Annotated in this window: 20 protein-coding genes; 8 read left to right on the top strand and 12 right to left on the bottom strand. The window is 68.4% G+C overall.

Going from position 1 to position 14,705, the window contains the following annotated elements; translation table 11 throughout:
* The first annotated feature begins 37 nt into the window (after window positions 1-37).
* The 7 genes from IEZ13_RS33285 (at window position 38) to IEZ13_RS33255 (ending at window position 5,796) form a co-directional block, all read left to right on the top strand.
* Window positions 38-2,788 (top strand): hypothetical protein, encoded by a 2,751-nt coding sequence (locus tag IEZ13_RS33285; RefSeq protein ID WP_183225101.1) that lies wholly within the window; start codon window positions 38-40, stop codon window positions 2,786-2,788.
* 13 nt (window positions 2,789-2,801) lie between these two features.
* The gene (locus tag IEZ13_RS33280) at window positions 2,802-3,221 is read left to right on the top strand and encodes a hypothetical protein (RefSeq protein ID WP_183225102.1); all 420 of its coding nucleotides are present in this window, start codon (window positions 2,802-2,804) and stop codon (window positions 3,219-3,221) included.
* A gap of 13 nt (window positions 3,222-3,234) precedes the next feature.
* Window positions 3,235-4,197 (top strand): hypothetical protein, encoded by a 963-nt coding sequence (locus IEZ13_RS33275; RefSeq protein ID WP_183225103.1) that lies wholly within the window; start codon window positions 3,235-3,237, stop codon window positions 4,195-4,197.
* Between the two features lie 36 nt (window positions 4,198-4,233).
* Entirely contained in the window at window positions 4,234-4,545 is a 312-nt protein-coding gene (locus tag IEZ13_RS33270) for a hypothetical protein (RefSeq protein ID WP_183225104.1), read from the top strand.
* Window positions 4,542-5,063, top strand: coding sequence for a hypothetical protein (locus IEZ13_RS33265; protein WP_183225105.1), 522 nt, complete (start codon window positions 4,542-4,544; stop codon window positions 5,061-5,063). The genes IEZ13_RS33270 and IEZ13_RS33265 overlap by 4 nt, the downstream gene beginning before the upstream one ends.
* Before the next feature lie 101 nt (window positions 5,064-5,164).
* A complete protein-coding gene (locus tag IEZ13_RS33260) occupies window positions 5,165-5,551 on the top strand; it encodes a hypothetical protein (RefSeq protein WP_183225106.1) in 387 nt (128 codons plus the stop codon).
* 41 nt (window positions 5,552-5,592) lie between these two features.
* Entirely contained in the window at window positions 5,593-5,796 is a 204-nt protein-coding gene (locus IEZ13_RS33255; protein ID WP_229795375.1) for a helix-turn-helix transcriptional regulator, read from the top strand.
* On the opposite strand, the gene IEZ13_RS33250 is transcribed toward IEZ13_RS33255, so the two are convergent.
* On the bottom strand, window positions 5,793-5,978 hold the full coding sequence (locus IEZ13_RS33250; protein WP_183225107.1) for a hypothetical protein: 186 nt from the start codon (window positions 5,976-5,978) through the stop codon (window positions 5,793-5,795). The two genes, IEZ13_RS33255 and IEZ13_RS33250, sit on opposite strands and share 4 nt — an antisense overlap.
* A gap of 50 nt (window positions 5,979-6,028) precedes the next feature.
* A complete protein-coding gene (locus tag IEZ13_RS33245; protein ID WP_183225108.1) occupies window positions 6,029-6,256 on the bottom strand; it encodes a hypothetical protein in 228 nt (75 codons plus the stop codon).
* Window positions 6,257-6,402: 146 nt separating this feature from the next.
* On the opposite strand from IEZ13_RS33245, the gene IEZ13_RS33240 reads away from it, so the two are divergent.
* Window positions 6,403-6,747 (top strand): hypothetical protein, encoded by a 345-nt coding sequence (locus tag IEZ13_RS33240; RefSeq protein WP_183225109.1) that lies wholly within the window; start codon window positions 6,403-6,405, stop codon window positions 6,745-6,747.
* A gap of 171 nt (window positions 6,748-6,918) precedes the next feature.
* On the opposite strand, the gene IEZ13_RS33235 is transcribed toward IEZ13_RS33240, so the two are convergent.
* The 10 genes from IEZ13_RS33235 to IEZ13_RS33190 form a co-directional block, all read right to left on the bottom strand.
* Window positions 6,919-7,806: a hypothetical protein gene (locus tag IEZ13_RS33235; protein WP_183225110.1), complete on the bottom strand. Its 888-nt coding sequence runs from the start codon at window positions 7,804-7,806 to the stop codon at window positions 6,919-6,921.
* Window positions 7,803-8,216: a helix-turn-helix domain-containing protein gene (locus tag IEZ13_RS33230; RefSeq protein WP_229795373.1), complete on the bottom strand. Its 414-nt coding sequence runs from the start codon at window positions 8,214-8,216 to the stop codon at window positions 7,803-7,805. Before IEZ13_RS33230 ends, IEZ13_RS33235 begins: the two co-directional genes overlap by 4 nt.
* A gap of 68 nt (window positions 8,217-8,284) precedes the next feature.
* A complete protein-coding gene (locus IEZ13_RS33225; protein WP_183225111.1) occupies window positions 8,285-8,593 on the bottom strand; it encodes a hypothetical protein in 309 nt (102 codons plus the stop codon).
* Between the two features lie 131 nt (window positions 8,594-8,724).
* Window positions 8,725-8,943 carry a hypothetical protein gene (locus IEZ13_RS33220; protein ID WP_183225112.1) on the bottom strand — a complete coding sequence of 73 codons (219 nt, stop codon included), beginning with the start codon at window positions 8,941-8,943 and terminating at the stop codon, window positions 8,725-8,727.
* A 68-nt stretch (window positions 8,944-9,011) separates the two neighbouring features.
* Entirely contained in the window at window positions 9,012-9,734 is a 723-nt protein-coding gene (locus IEZ13_RS33215; protein WP_183225113.1) for a hypothetical protein, read from the bottom strand.
* On the bottom strand, window positions 9,731-9,994 hold the full coding sequence (locus tag IEZ13_RS33210; protein ID WP_183225114.1) for a hypothetical protein: 264 nt from the start codon (window positions 9,992-9,994) through the stop codon (window positions 9,731-9,733). The genes IEZ13_RS33215 and IEZ13_RS33210 overlap by 4 nt, the downstream gene beginning before the upstream one ends.
* On the bottom strand, window positions 9,991-12,342 hold the full coding sequence (locus IEZ13_RS33205; RefSeq protein ID WP_183225115.1) for a P-loop NTPase family protein: 2,352 nt from the start codon (window positions 12,340-12,342) through the stop codon (window positions 9,991-9,993). The genes IEZ13_RS33210 and IEZ13_RS33205 overlap by 4 nt, the downstream gene beginning before the upstream one ends.
* A gap of 99 nt (window positions 12,343-12,441) precedes the next feature.
* Complete coding sequence (locus IEZ13_RS33200; RefSeq protein WP_203834019.1) at window positions 12,442-13,671, bottom strand: hypothetical protein; 1,230 nt, start codon at window positions 13,669-13,671, stop codon at window positions 12,442-12,444.
* A 21-nt stretch (window positions 13,672-13,692) separates the two neighbouring features.
* A complete protein-coding gene (locus tag IEZ13_RS33195) occupies window positions 13,693-14,064 on the bottom strand; it encodes a hypothetical protein (protein ID WP_183225117.1) in 372 nt (123 codons plus the stop codon).
* 25 nt (window positions 14,065-14,089) lie between these two features.
* Window positions 14,090-14,521, bottom strand: coding sequence for a hypothetical protein (locus IEZ13_RS33190; protein WP_183225118.1), 432 nt, complete (start codon window positions 14,519-14,521; stop codon window positions 14,090-14,092).
* Window positions 14,522-14,705: the final 184 nt, after the last annotated feature.

Genomic DNA, 14,705 nt, shown 5'->3' with positions numbered 1-14,705 from the left:
CCTCGATGCAGAGCCCGACTCGTGGGAGTGGACGGACTTGTCGGATCGGGTCATCGACTCTCCGATCAGCATCACCCGCGGTGTGCTGGTCGGCGGCCGCACGTCGCGGGGTACGTCGGGCACGGTTGCGCTGCTCAACGAAGACGGCTGGCTGTCGCTGCATCATCCGGGGAGCCCGTGGTGGCCGCACGTGGACGCCGGCACGCCGGTGCGGATCTCGGTGCGGACCCGCACCGTGCCGTATCTGACTGACACGTTCACGCGCACCGTGGCGTCCGGCTGGGGCACGGCAGAGGCTGTCAGCGGTGAGGGCGGCACGAGCTGGCTCAACACCAGCGGCCTGTCCGTCGACGGGACCGCGGCGCAGATCTCGTGCGCGGTGTCGAACACCGTCTACACGTCCCGCATCTTCAAGCCCCACCGGGATGTGGACGTCACCTACGACGTCGCCTCCTCGGTAGTCACCACCGGCGGACCGTTGGCCACCGGGCCGACACTGCGGGCCAGCACCTCCAACGCCGACCACAGTTGGCCGCTGCTGGAGTTTCAGCCCGACGCCTCTCTACGGTGGGCGCTGTGGAGACGGCTCAGCGGCTCCTACACGCAGCTCGAAACCGCCACCATTCCCGGCCTCACCTACACAGTCGGCACCGTCATCCGGGTCCGATTCCTACTGATCGGCGCCCGGCTGCGGGCAAAAGCGTGGCTGGCCGCCGGGATCGAGCCGGGCGAGTGGACTCTCGACTACACGTTCACCGACGCCGCGTTGATCGCCGGAGGAAACTACTTCGGCATCGCGGCCTGGCCGATCTCGACGCTGAGTAATCCGCTGCCGGTCTCCGTGTCGATCGACAACCTCACGATCACCCAGCCCCGCTATCCGCGGATCGAGGGCTACATCGCCGACATCAAGGCCTCCTACCAGCCGGTCGACGACGAAACCACCCACTCGATCGCCGTGATCGACATCGGTGGGGTCGGAACCCGCCTTGAACTGCGGGACTCCGACGCGTGGTCGCCGATGCGGCGTTCCATCCAGTGGGGTGACGCCGATCCGGTCGCCTACTGGCATTGTGAGGACGCCGACCGTGCCACCCAGGCCGCGTCGGGGATCACCGGCCAGCCGGCGTTGCAGGTGACCGGCCCGGTGGTGTTCTCGTTCGACACTGGCGAACCCGAAGACACCCTCATCAGCCGCTACGGATCCAAGAATTTGTGTTCTGTTGCGGCGGGCGCCCGCTTGTCGACCGCGTTCACGCCCAGCTCGGTGCAGAACGAGTGGACGGTCGGGATCACCGCGCAGGTGATCGCCGCGCTGGTGCCGGTGTCCGAGATTCGCATGCTGGAATGGTCGACGCTCGGCACCTTCACCCGCTGGGCGCTCGTGTCCACGGCAACGGGTCATGAGGTACGCGCCTACAACGACGTCGCCGGGACGTCGACCACAGCGTGTTCGACAGTGAACTCGGTGAATGCGCTGTGCGGCTTCGACGTTCAGGCGGTCCAGGCCGGCGCCAACATCGACGTCACCCTGCTCCTGGACACGGTTGTCTACGCCGCCGGCAGCGTCGCCGGCACACTCGGGGCGCCGCATGCGATCGAAGTCAACCCGGACCGGGCCAATACCACCGGCTCCACCAGCGCGTTCGGCATCAGGTGGCTGGCCGGGCATGTGGTCATCCACGACACGGCTACCGCCTCCTCGCTGCCGTACTACTACGACGACGATCTCACCTTGTACCGGGCCGATCAGGGCTGGTATCGGGAGCCCACCCATTTGCGGGCGGATCGGGTCTCCCGGGAGGGCCGGGTACCGTTCCGGCTGGTCGCGGAGCCGGACGAGGTGACCCGGCTCAACAGCCAGCAGGAGGGAACCACCCCGGACCTATTGGTTGCCGCGGTGGAGGCCGAGTCGGGTGGGCTGCTGTACGAGGCAGGGTTCGGCTACGAGATGCTGCCCCGTGTCGCCCGCTACAACCGGGCCGTCGATCTGACCATCGACCTGGCTACCTACCGGCGCACTGGTGGCACGGATCCGGCCGAGGTTCTGCAACCACAGCTGCGGTTGAAGGAGCCGACGATCTGGACTGTTCAGCGGACCGGCGGTTCCCAGGCCATGTGGGCGGCGGACGCCGAGTACCGGAAGCGGCGCGGCAATCTGGCTGCCTCCAAAACCCTGGACCTGTTGGAGGACGGGGATCTGCTCGGGCACGCCCAGTGGCGCATCCACCTGGTCGAGGATGCCCGGGGCGCTCACTACCCGGGCGCGTCGATTGATTTGACCGCGAACCCCGATTTGATCGACGACTGGCTGCTGTGCGCCCCCGGTGCCCGGGTGCAGCGCATCAACCAGCCGCTTACTGCCGGGCTCGGCACGGTCGATCAGGTTGCGGAGGGTCTCTCGGAGACGCTCGGCCGCCGTACGTGGGTGGCGTCGATCGAGGGCGCGCCGGCTGAGGTGTGGGATGTGGGCCTGTACGACGACGCGTGGCTGGCCGATTCGGTGTCCACCACTCTGGTTGCTGATCAGCCGGCGACGTCGGTGGGTGCGGTGGAGTCGTGGCAGATCTCCACGGCTCTGCTCGGGGACGTGTGGGAGACGGTCGACGTCGGCTACGTCTGGGAGTCGAACGGTGAAGAAGTCACGGTGACAGCGATGGGCGCGGTCACCGGGTCCGGCCCCTACCTGCAAACCGCCACCGTGGAACGCGGGGCAAACGGCATTGTGAAGGCACACCGCGCCGGTGACCTGATTCAGTTGGCGGACCCCGCCACCTACTCACTCTGACAGGGGGTGGCGGGTGGCTGTCGCCGGGAAACGCATCCCCGCCAGCGAGATCAACGGACTGTTGGCGGGCTGGCAGACGTACAGCCCGCTGCTGTACTCGGCCATGAGCACGACCAAATCCTCGATCACCCGCACGGTATCCGCAGCCCAGTACGTGGTTCGCGCCGGGCTGGTGAACGTCATGGTCGACGTGCTGGCCGGCGCCACCAGCTCGGGCGGGTGCGGGCTGCAGCTGCCGGTGTCGGCGTTGGCGTCGACTCCGCCGCTGCTCGGGCAGGCGATCATCACTGGTTCGGGGGCGCCGACGACACCGTTGGCGGCGATGGTGGTGTCGACCCTCGACACGATCGTGATCATGTTGCCGTCCACGTCGTTCCAGGACATCACCAGCGGCCAAAGGCTTCGGGTCAACCTCACCTACCGCAGCGTCTAGGAAAGGGGCGGCCGTGACCGCAGCGAAACCCCATCACCTCACCGCCCGCCGGCTGCTGCTTGACCACCTCGACGTGCATCCTGGTAAGACGGTCGGTAACGACCTCGACCCGCTGGAGTTGGGTCTGGTCGGCGACACTGCCCACCAGGCGGGCGGCGACTCCTACCATCTGGGCAAGGACAAGATCCGGGCGCGGGCGGGCCGGGACCGGTATTCGGTCGACGAGTCCCCGCGCGATCAGCGCGGCTTGAGCGACTACGCGTCGGCGATGGACATCGGCACCTTCAAGGTCACCACAGGGCGCGGCGTGTTCGACCTGTACGACTTCAACGCCTGGCTCATCGCCCTGTGCAAGGCCGGGGATCCGGACACCGCCGACCTGCGGGAAGTCATCTACAGCCCGGACGGCCGGACGGTGAAGCGCTGGGATCGGCTCGGCCGGCGTATGAGCGGCGACACCTCGCACCTGACCCACACCCACCTGTCGGAGCACCGCGACGCCGACGGGCATCGCATGGTGCGGCTGGCCACCCGCTGGCTGCAGCACATCGGCAAAATCCCCGAGGAGGACGACGTGACGAAGGCCGAGTTCCTGGCCCTGCTCAAGGACAAGGACGTTCGGGTGGCACTGGCCAGCGCACTGCTGACCGCTGACGGGCTCATCCCCGGCCCGCCCGGATCGGTGAATGCGGACGGCACCCCGAACACCCACTGGACGCTCGCCTCCTACGCCCAGTGGACCTACCGGCACGCCGATTCCGCACGGCTGCTCGCCGACACCGCCCTCAAGGCGATCACCGCGCTGGCGCAGCAGGACCACATCGACGAGCAGGCCCTCGCCGCGGCGATCGCCCCGCTCGTCGCGCAGGGCGTGGTGGCGGCGCTGCCCGCGGACCGCGACGACATCACCACGGCCGAACTCGAACAGGCGCTGGCAGGTGTGTTCGCCCGACTCGGCCAGCAGTCAGGCGCGTAGCCGCCTTCCCACCACAACTACATACGGGGAGCCGCCGTGCACCACCACATCGATGCCGTGTCGCTGCTGTTCCAGGCCGCCAATACTGCAATCGTCACCGGGTATCTGTCGGTGCCGTTCCTGGTGCTGCCCTATCTGCCGCTGACGCGCATGGTGCGGCTGTTCGGCGCGGGATTCTTCGTGGGCTGCGCGGGCAGCCACACGTGGATGGCGGTCATGGGCCACGACGGCTGGCCGTGGATGCTGTGGCACGTCGCCCAGGCCGTATGCACCTGGGGGTTCATCCTCGCGTTCCGGCAGATGCTGCGCCGAGCCCAGCAGCGCCGTGGCGGTGGGGGCCCGCAGTGACCGGCGAGGAAACGATCGACGCCCTCGCCCGAACCCTGGACGCCCTCGACGACCATCTGCGGTCGTCGGATGCGACGGCCCGCCGCTCGGAACGCAACCGGCTGTCGATGCTGCACCTCCACGCGCTGGCCGCCTGCTACATCGGCCCGCTGTTCACCCTGATCGGCGAGGAAAGCCGCCGCGGCGCCGCATGGGCGGTGATCCGGCTGATCCCGGGCAGCACCACCTCACTGGGTGTGCTCCTCACCGCCGGTGGTGTGGTGCTCGGCGTGGCCACGTGGCGGCGGGCCCTCGTCTGGGAGATGGCAGGGCTGTGTGTGCTGCTGTCCTGGTATCTGATCGTGGCGGTGTCGTTCGGGCTCGGCGCGGCGGGCTGGTATCTGCGCTGGGACTGGGTGGACGGGTCCCGGCCTGCACCGTACGCCCACGGCATCTATCTACACCTGTTCACCATCATGATCGTGCATTTGGGGACGTTAGCGAAGATCCGCCGGGCTCGGCGGAAGGCAGCCCGATGAGATGGCTGTGGTGGGCCGGCGATGCCCCGGCTACTCCCCCGGCGTGGCAGACGTGGGCGCCGGCGTTGATCGGTGTGATTGTGGCGGCCGTGGTGGGTGCTGTGGGCACGATCGTGGTGAAGCGGCTGAACCGGCGTTTGGATGAGGCGACGACGGTGAAGACCGAGGCTGAGACCGGGAAGGCGCGCGCGGAGACCGTGTCGATCGAAGTCGCTACCGCCCGTGGGCTGCTCGCCGACGTGAAACAGATGATGACCGAGCAGCGGGAAGCCTACGAGCAGCAGATCGCCATGGCGCGCGGCCAGCAGGAGGCACAGATCCAGTCGGTGCGGGTTCAGCATCAGGCGGATATGCGCACCATGGAAGCCCGCCTGTCCGGGGTGGAGAAGGCGTTCCGTCGGCACGCCGAGTGGGACGATCAGGCCACGACCGTTCTGCGGCGGGTGCATCCGGATTTCCCGGATCCGCCGCCGGTCACGTTCGACTGAACATCCTTCACGCCTAGTCGTCGCGCAGCTAGAGTGTGCGCATGACATCTAGCGTCAAGCTAATGGGTGCGCACGAAATCCGGGTCCGGCTCGGCGGCGTTTCCCGCCAGCGCGCCTACCAGATCACCCAACGCGCAGACTTCCCCAAACCGGTCGCAGACCTGGAGCAGGGCAAAGTCTGGCTGGCCTCGGATGTCGAAGCCTGGGTGAAGGTCAAGCGCCCGCACCAGGACGACGAAGACTAAGCCGCTTCGACCAGCGTCTCGAACGCCGGTCCAAGGATTCGTTCCACCGTCGCGATCGCCGCTTTCTCGGCCACGACGGTGTTGGCATGCGACACCCGATACCAGCGTTCCCGCCCGGACCTGACGACCTCTACCCGCCAGTAGCCGTCGGGTGTCTGCATCGCCGCCTCGACCCGCTTCATGCCGCGAAGCTACCCGCCCTGATCGCTCAAATCACGGGGCTGGCCTGGAATTACGCGGCTGTAGTTTCCTGCGCCGGCTCGACCGCTGACCACAGGCCACGACTCAGCATTCGCTCCGCCCGGTCACACGCGCCCCGCTCGGTCCAGTACGCGTAGCCGCCGCGCCGGGAATGCCAGGCCACCCACCGGCCGTCGCCGGTCTCCCCCAGCCGCACCGTGACCGGGCCCTGCCGCCACGCCCGGGTCCAGGTCACCGCCGCGAGCTCGTCTGCCGTCATGCGTTCCGCCCCCATGTGCGCACCGTAACGGCGTCCGCGCATCTGGCGCACCAGCCACGCCCTGTGGAGCACAGCCGCACCCCACATATGCACCACAGATCACTACACCGCCCCGCAGATTCCTACACAGCCCGGGAGGGCCCGTCATGAAGATCAGCCGCGAGCCCGCGCTGTACCTGACCCTGTTCGCGACGCTGGTACGGCTGCTCGCCGCGTTCTGGCTCGACCTGTCCGACGGCCAACAGGCCGTTCTCAACGCGACCGCCACCGCGGTCGCGGGTCTCATCGTCGCCGTCTGGGTTCGCCGCGACGGGCAGGTCGCCGCCCTGCTCGGTGTCGTCCAAGCCGTGCTTGCCCTGGCGGTCGGGTTCGGCGCGGACCTGTCCGCGGAGTCGCAGGCGGTCATCATGTCGTTCGTCGGCACCGCCGCCGCAATGTTCGTCCGCACGCAGGTCGACGCGAAAACGCCAGCCGTCGTACACGCCGACTAGCCCCGTTCTCCAACGTTGCTCCAAGGTTCTCCAAGAACTTGGAGCTGCCACTGATCGGCGTCGGCCGGTCTCGCGCCCCCGCGAAGTCACACCCGGCCGAACGCCATTGCGCCCCATCCCGTGAGCTGCCCGCCAGCAGCCACGGGATGGGGCGTTTCTCTCGTACCCGAGCTAACGCCGCCAGACGTTGACCGTCGCCGTCTCCAGCGAATCAGCACCCTCCGGCCCCTTGACGTGACTAGCAATCCACGTCGGGCGACGCAACGACCGCTGCGGGCCGTACGCCTGATCCCGCCAGTGCCCGCGGACGATCCACCGGTGCTTGTAGTGTCGGCCGGGCTGGTCGGGGTCGAGTGGAGGTTGCCCGGAGAGTCGGTACTGTCGGCGCAACTCCACGAGGGTCACCTCGGGATCACCGCGGCCAGCTCGGCCGTAAGCAGCCCGGATCTTGCGTTCGACCTCGACGGGAACCCGGTCGATGACCGTAGGCTGTTGCATGAGTGCCCACGCCGCAGCCAGGGTGGTCAGCACGGTCCTGTCCCGGTCCGGCAGCTCGCCCGGGTCCTGCCAATTGTCGTCAACGGCCAAACTCTGCCCGGCAATTGGTACCAGCGGCGGCACCGCAGTGGTGTCGATCCGGGCACCGCGCTCGGCAAGCTGGTCTTCGAGCCGGCCGCGGGCCACATAGTAGGAGACCAGCAGCCCTTGCGGGTGCGGACCCCACGACACGGCATCCACGGGGATCGGCACGTTCTCGTAGTCGAGGGTGCCAATGCCGCCGTCGAAGACCAGCAAACCATGAGTCGAGGGCCGATCTGCATCCGTCCACCGCACCTGCGGGATCGTTTCAGCGGCGCCGACGGACAACGCGGCCATCTCCGGCGCCACCCAATACAGATCGGCAACGCCGAGGCTGCGGGCAACGTGGTCGAGTTGGGCAGCCGTGTCGTCGCGCCCGGATCGGGCCAGACTCGCACGCAGCGCGCTGCCTGGGTCGGCAAGCAGGCGTTGCAGCCCGTCACGGACCTTTGGGAGGCGGGAGGCTGTCCAGTTACTCACGGCTGGCCGTCCGGGGCAGGGTACGCAATGCGCAGGCCTGGCACTTCAAGGGCGATCCGGGCGACGACTGCCCGGTGCCACGAGGCCGGGAACTCGACCTCAGGGTGGGCTGCGTGGTACTCGTGGTCGTTGCGGTACACCAGCACGCCCGGGTCGGGAATGCCGACGAGTTTCTCGACACATCCGCCGATGAACTCGCCGGTACGCCGCTCTATATCCTCCATGGCCAGTCGCACCCCGTCGGGGATCGGGTATTTTCCCTGCTCCCAGTGGCGCACGGTGCGGGCCGAGACTCCGAGGTGGCCGGCGAGCCAGTCGCCGGTGAGGCCGAGGTGTTCGCGGACGACCCGGAACTCCGCATCGGTCATGCGCTCGTCTTCCGGCATGCCGGGCGGGTCGGTGTACTCCACGGTGTCTCCCTTTGGGTAAACAGTGACCCCGGCCGAGACGGTCCGGGGTCACTGTCGGATGGTTCTGGTCAGGCAGGCTCGACTTCGGCGTACATGGCGTTGTCGACGATGTCCCAGGCGGCGGTGCGGGTCCAGGCGTTCTTGGTGAGCATCTCGTCGGCCTCGTTGGCTGCCTTGGCGAGCTTGTCCTCGTCGTTCACCAGCACGGTCAGGTCGGCGGTGAAGATGATGTTGTCGCTCATCGCGTACTCGGCGGTTTCGTTGCCGGCGTCGTCGAGTCGGTAGCCGGTGATGGTGGCGGTGCCGATGCTGAGGTCGCAGACGTTATCCGCGACTACATCGGGGGCGGTGGCGATGCAGGCGAAGTGAGTGGTCATGGCCGGTTCCTTCCGGTGGGGTCTGGGGCTGTTTCCCCTGACCGCTGACACCACAGTAGCTTCCTAAAATAGGAAGCGATAGGGGTTGTATCGAACGAAGGACCCCGCAGCCTCTCTCTGGTTTCGGAGCACTACTCGTAGCCGGCCGCCAGCAACAGCCCGGTCAGCGCGTCTCGCAGCTCGGCGGTGTCGAGCAGCGCGATGTCTACGGAAACGCCGACCATGTGGGCGGCGTTGATGGTCAGCCACGTCGGCCCGTCACCGGTCTGGGTGAGACAGGCGGTGACTTCACCGCGGTCACCGATCCGGCGCCGGGCGCCCACCCGAAACCGCCGGGATCGGTGCCGCACCAGACGGCCAGCACCTTCGTCGTGTTCGCACCACGGCGGGTGCCCGGCACGCTCGTTGCGGGGCCGGGTCACCGTGACCGCCTCCACTGGAGACGCTTGCGGACCCGGGCTGCGGCTTTCCGGCGCCCGCGTCTGCGGATGGGGCAGCCCGCCCACACCCATACCGGCAGCACCAGGGACGCCACCACCACGGCGAGGGCCGTCTCCTGACGCCACTGCCCGTACACCAGCAGCGCGAGCCAGCCAGCCAGCAGCAACACCGCCTGTGCGACGCCGAGGCCGGTCAGATGCCGCCGCCGCGAACTCCATGGGCGCCGGACCTTCGGCTGACGCGTTGGCTGTACGGGTGCGGACTCCCACTCGAGCAGGCCCTCTCGCCGCCGCTCGTCAACGGGCACCCACCGCGGCCGACCCTCCCGGTCGTCGCGTTCATGGCGCTGGTCGACCAGCACCCACTTCGGCACGTGGCGGGGGTTGTCCTCGTTCAACAGCCAGTTCAGGCGAGGCCGCTCACCAGTCGGTGGCTCTTGAATGAACAGGCGTTCCATCTCGTCGAGTTCGACGTCGGTACACAGGCCTTCCCACAGCACTCGCGGTGATCCGACGATCAGGTCGGCCCACGGCTGCGAGTCGCGGTGCTGGTTCTCCCGGCCCCGGCCACGTTGCCGAGTTTGGCCGACGTAGTCGTTGCGGACGATCTGCCCCGTGTCGTGGTCGATGACGTCGAGGCCGTAGACGACACCCCGGTAGCGGGCATCGGCGCGGCGTCGGGACGAGTAGGTCGCGGTCATTGAGGCACTTCCCCACCGGGCAGATCGCCGTACAGCGATCCGGCCGCTACCCTCGGCTCATGTCCGATGCTGAGATCGCCCGGCAACTCCAGCGGCTCGTCGATGACGCCGAGAAACGAGACCGGGTCGCCGCCGAACGCCATGCTGCCCTCATCAAAGCCGTCACAGTCGGGTTCGCCGTGGTAGCCAAAGAGATCCGCGATGGGTTCACCCTGATGCAGCACACCATCATCGACGAGTTCCGGCAGCGCTGACGTCACGCCATCACCTCGTCCAGCACACCGATCTGCTCGGCCCCGGACTCGGTCAGCCAATAGCCGCCACGGCCATCGGTGTCGAGGATCTGCTCCCCCGCCAGCTTGTTGACCGCGTTGGTGCAGGCCCGAGTCTTGATGACGGATCGGACAGCGGCAGCCAGGTCGCCGAACTGGACCGGGTCGCGGTCGCCGTCGAGCCACCGGTCGGCGAAGAACCGGAGTACCGCCTCCCGGCCGCCCGCGGGCGGGGTGGTGTCGCCGGGTGCGGAGTCCAGCAGGTTCGACGGGATTCCCGCACCGAGGATCTCGGCCGGGTCCATGTTGTCGAACGCTTCGAGCCGCTTCCACCGGTCCGCGTATAGCGGGCCTGCCGCTCCGAGCACGGCCGTTTCCAGGCTGACGGTGTCACCCCTGGTCATGACGTCCCACAGGTCGCCGGCGTAATCCGATCGCATCCGCATGCGGGCGGTCGCCGAGTTGTAGCCGACCCCTGCAGCGGTGGTGCCGTCCTCCCATTCGGCCGGCAGGGCGGACGGGTCGCCGGGCATCTTCCCGCCGGGCCAGGCGGCGGGGCCGGTGAGCCGGTCGGCGGTGCGGAACACGGTGACGACGCCGGAGGCGAGCTGGGCGCGCAGCACACTGTCTTTGAGTTCGGACAGCAGCGGTGACTGCACCAACAGCCGCACCTTCACGTTGGCCTTACGCCCGGACTTGGCGAGCAGCGCCAACAGTTTGACGATCTCCTTGCCGACGTCGGGGTCGTTCATCGGCAGGTGCGCCTCGTCGATGGTGATCGACAGCAGGGGGAAGTCCGGGGAGACCTCCACGTATTTGACGCGCCGCTGCACCACTGTCCCGTCGGGCCGGGTCTCGGTGACCCGCATCCGTGTGATCAGCAGGTTGCGGGCGAGCATCACCGTCACGGCGGTGCGCAGCATGACGAGGATTTCCTCGTTCGTCGGCGCGAACCAGTCGACACCGTCGCGCACGTCACCGAGAGACTGGCCCATCTGCGGGTCGCCGACCCACGACACCACCCGCCCGGACTTGCGTTCCAGGGCGAGGAGCAGGTTGACGTATTCGCTCTTGCCGGATCCGGTGCAGCCGGCGATGAGTTCCATGAGGGCGCCCCAGCCGGGCCGCCAGAACGGGTGCCGTCCGCGGTTGCCGTCTTCGAGGGTCATGGTTTCGGCGGTGCCAGTGGTGAGGTCGATGCCGTCGCCGTTCCAGCGGCTGCCGGTCGAGAGTGGGCTGGTCCGCTGGACGAGGATCATGGCCCGGTTCGCGTCGAGGGGATCCGCGATGATCGACACCATGGAGGTGCCGACCGAGTAGGCGCGGGCGATCTTCCGGACCGGTTCGGGCATGTCGAACTTCTCGGGATCCAGGTCCGAGTCGTCGTGCGCCACGATGATCGCCGACCAGCCACCGACCGACGCCTGAATGTTCTCGAGGCTGGTGCCGTGCAGCACCCGACCCTTCGCGGACACCTTCTCCCAGCGGGCGAGCACGTACTCGCGCAGCAGGTCTTCCTCGCTGGGCTGCGGCGTGTCGTCGTACAGGTCGTCCTCGTCGTCGAGCGGCACAGGCGGGCGGAGTGCCTGGGCGCGCCGGTCAGCCAGCCACCGCCGGTACGGGCGGGAGCCGACCACCCCGAGCCCGAACAACGCGGTGAGCGCGACTGCCGCATGGTCAGCGAAGCCGATCACGTCGGTTAGTTCGATCCACAGTCCGGCCGCTGCCGCCAGGTAGCCGGCGCCGCGCGCGCGGCGGGCAATGGTGTCACGGGTGAGTTCCTCGTCCGTCTCGGCCTGCCGGCGTAGCCAGGCACGGGTCATCCACCAGGACCCGGCCACGATGGCGGGGATCGCCGCGAACTGAGCGACCTCTCCCGCCAGTGACAGGTCAGCGACGTCCGCCGCCACACCCGCCATCCCCACAAGGCTGGTAGCGGCGGCACTGTTCACAGACCCCGTGTGATCCCGGTACAGGCGCCCCCACGGAATGGAGATGCGCCGGTCGCTGGTCTTGTGAAGGCGTACCCCGCAGATACCGCACAGCGGGCGTTCGATCTTCGACTTGGCGGAGAACCACTGCCCGCTGTCCGGGCACTCGGGGCACTCCCATTCCACGTGGGTGACCTCGCCGCTGTCGTTGACCGGCACCGGCTGCCGCCGTGCTTTCACGGTCTGCCCGTTCGGGCCGGCGTGGTGCCAGGAGAACGACACAGCGCCGGACGGCAGCAGCAGCTTGCCGTCCAGGTCACGCGACGCCTGACGGGCACGGCCCTGCTGCGGTGCGCCCGGAGGTCCGCCGTTCGGTAGCGGCACGGGCCGGTTCTCGGTCTTCACGGAAAAACTCCAGGTGTGGTCGGGGTGGTGGTGCCGGGCTGGTGCCGCAACCGCCAAACCAACAGAGGGTTCGGCGATCACGGGTGGAGTCCGGCAGGGTCAGCGGCCGTTCAGCACGGACCCGTCGGCGCCATTGAGCTGCGACTCCAGCTCCTGCAGCCGCCGCAGCTCCTCCTCGGCGGCCTGCACACCCTGCTTGGCGGCGCTGATCGCGTCGATCAGCGCCTTGATGTGGGTGGGCGACAGCATGTCGCGGGCCACGGACATGCCGCCGACCGCGCAGTCGTCGACTCTCTTCGACATCAGGAACGCCTCGATTCGCTCCGCGGCGGCGCCGGCGGAGGTGATGGCCTCGTCGATGACGTCGAGGGAGGTGTCGATGCGGGTCAGGTCGTCGCCGAGCAGGCTGCACTCGTTGAGGGCGGATTCGACGTCGTGGGCGTCGCCGGTCGCGGCGGGCATGGTGTCGGTCATGGGGTTCTCCTCTTCGTCACGTGTCGTGCTGTGGTTGTCGACGGGCGGAGTGTGGCTGTGGGGGGCGGTGCAGGTAGGGCAGCCGGGCCGGCGGCAGTTCCGCCCGTGCCTGTGGTCTGCGGCGATCCGTTTCGTCACGCACCGGCTGCACAGGGCGGCGTCCGGGTCCGGGGTTGGCCCGCAGCCGGGGCAGTCGGCCGCGACGCGGTCGGGGATCGGCGTGGGCCGCCACATCGGACGCCCGCGGCCGCCGTGCACGGTGTCGATGTGCTGCTGGCCGGCGGCTGCTGCCGCGTCGTCGTCGGGGTAGCCGTCGCAGCCGATACCGCAGTCGTCGCAGTCCCAGCGGTGCAGCAGTTTCGTTGCCGATGGTTTGGGGGTGCCGGCCGGGTCGGTGAACTTCGGTTCGGTTGAGGCGTCACCTGCCGGTGCCGGTGTGGTTTCGGTGTCGCCGGGGTGTCGGGCGTCGCCGACCGGGCGGACCAGCATTTGAGCGAGCCGGGCGAGGCGTTCTTTCCACAGCGGTCGCACGCGGCGGGCCGGGCGCTGTTCCTCGGCGGCTGCCCGGTCCTCGTCGCGCTGGGCGTGCTTCTCGGTGCGCCGCCGGTCGTGGGCGGCGATCACGTCGGCGAGGGCGTCGCCCCAATAGACGCGGGCCACGTCGCCGATGGTCGGCTTGTCCTCACCGGGCCGGGGCCGCCGGTTCTCGGTCTTGGCCTGTTTCGCGGCGAGCCGCAGCTTCTCGGTTTCGGCACGTAGCCTGGCCTTGGTGAGGTGGGGCGGTTCCTGGCCTCTCATGAGGTGCACCAGGTCGCTGACCGGCCGGAAACCGGTGATCAGCGATGCCAGGAGCATGCAGACGATGAACTCCACGGGCTACCGCCCACCGCGCGGCATCGCCTTGTGGGAGACGAGGAAACTGATGACGACCGCGGCCAGGGCCAGGCCGACGGTGGTCGTGCCGACCCAGTCGCCGAGGTTGCGATCGGCCCAGTCCCACAAGCTGGTCAATCCGTCGCTGATCTTCTCGGTGGCCTTGCCGTTCATGCCGACGATCAGCGACGGGACGACGAACGCGCCGATGACGGCGTACTGGTTGGGGGTCTTGTCCTTGTAGATATCGATGCCGATGACAGTGAGAACGCCGAGGACGGCGATGACCTGCACGACGGTGGCGTAGCCAGCGCCGACGAGCCCGGCGCCGCCGATGATGGCGAGCACGAACCCGAACCAAGCGAGAACCTTCATGACGTATGTGTCCTTTCCGGGGTGGTCAGTGGGTGACGAGGTAGATCAGGTAGATGGCGAACGTGCCGGTGCCGGTCAGCAGGATTCGGGCGGGGTGGATGAGCAGCCACTTGACGCCGTCGAGCGCCAGTGCGACCACGACGGCGACGGGCCGGTAGCAGTAGGCCCACGCCTGGTAGGGCTTCCACGGCTTGTCGAGGTGGGCGGTGTGGTCGGTGTGCCACACGGTCTTCGCCGACGGCGACTGCTCCTCGGTGATCCACGAGTCGGCGGCGTCGGTGTAGACGACCCTGGCCAGCCGGCGGACGGCGACAGCTCGGGGCATGCGGCGGGTGCGGCTGTCTGTGGGCGCGTCGGGGTGGATGCGCACCACCTTCGCCGGCGGGGTGAGTCGGGGGGCGGCGGGTGACACCGGGCGGGCCGGGATCACCCCGTCGAACGCTTCACTGATCGACATGGCGGTGCACCTCCTCAGGGTTGCATTTGCTGGTGACAGGCACTGCTGTGTAAGATCGCGCGCCCGCAGGCGTGCAGGCCTACAGGCCTGCGCTCGCCCTGTGCAGTCGGGTCGGGCACTGCCACAGCGACTGCTATGCCATGACTGCCATGCCCGGTCGCCGGTCCGTGCTGGCTTCGCGGGC

This window comes from Actinoplanes campanulatus, assembly GCF_014647795.1.
Lineage (GTDB): Bacteria > Actinomycetota > Actinomycetes > Mycobacteriales > Micromonosporaceae > Actinoplanes > Actinoplanes campanulatus.
The sequence above is the reverse complement of the archived record's forward strand: the minus strand, read 5'-3'. Positions and strand labels throughout refer to the sequence as shown.

What these genes read in the sequence shown, in the direction of transcription:
- IEZ13_RS33255 (WP_229795375.1), top strand. Translation starts at nt 5,593, where the DNA reads ATGACATCTAGCGTCAAGCTAATGGGTGCGCACGAAATCCGGGTCCGG.
- IEZ13_RS33250 (WP_183225107.1), bottom strand. Translation starts at nt 5,978, where the DNA reads ATGAAGCGGGTCGAGGCGGCGATGCAGACACCCGACGGCTACTGGCGG.
- IEZ13_RS33245 (WP_183225108.1), bottom strand. Translation starts at nt 6,256, where the DNA reads ATGACGGCAGACGAGCTCGCGGCGGTGACCTGGACCCGGGCGTGGCGG.
- IEZ13_RS33240 (WP_183225109.1), top strand. Translation starts at nt 6,403, where the DNA reads ATGAAGATCAGCCGCGAGCCCGCGCTGTACCTGACCCTGTTCGCGACG.
- IEZ13_RS33225 (WP_183225111.1), bottom strand. Translation starts at nt 8,593, where the DNA reads ATGACCACTCACTTCGCCTGCATCGCCACCGCCCCCGATGTAGTCGCG.
- IEZ13_RS33215 (WP_183225113.1), bottom strand. Translation starts at nt 9,734, where the DNA reads ATGACCGCGACCTACTCGTCCCGACGCCGCGCCGATGCCCGCTACCGG.
- IEZ13_RS33200 (WP_203834019.1), bottom strand. Translation starts at nt 13,671, where the DNA reads ATGCTCCTGGCATCGCTGATCACCGGTTTCCGGCCGGTCAGCGACCTG.
- IEZ13_RS33195 (WP_183225117.1), bottom strand. Translation starts at nt 14,064, where the DNA reads ATGAAGGTTCTCGCTTGGTTCGGGTTCGTGCTCGCCATCATCGGCGGC.
- IEZ13_RS33190 (WP_183225118.1), bottom strand. Translation starts at nt 14,521, where the DNA reads ATGTCGATCAGTGAAGCGTTCGACGGGGTGATCCCGGCCCGCCCGGTG.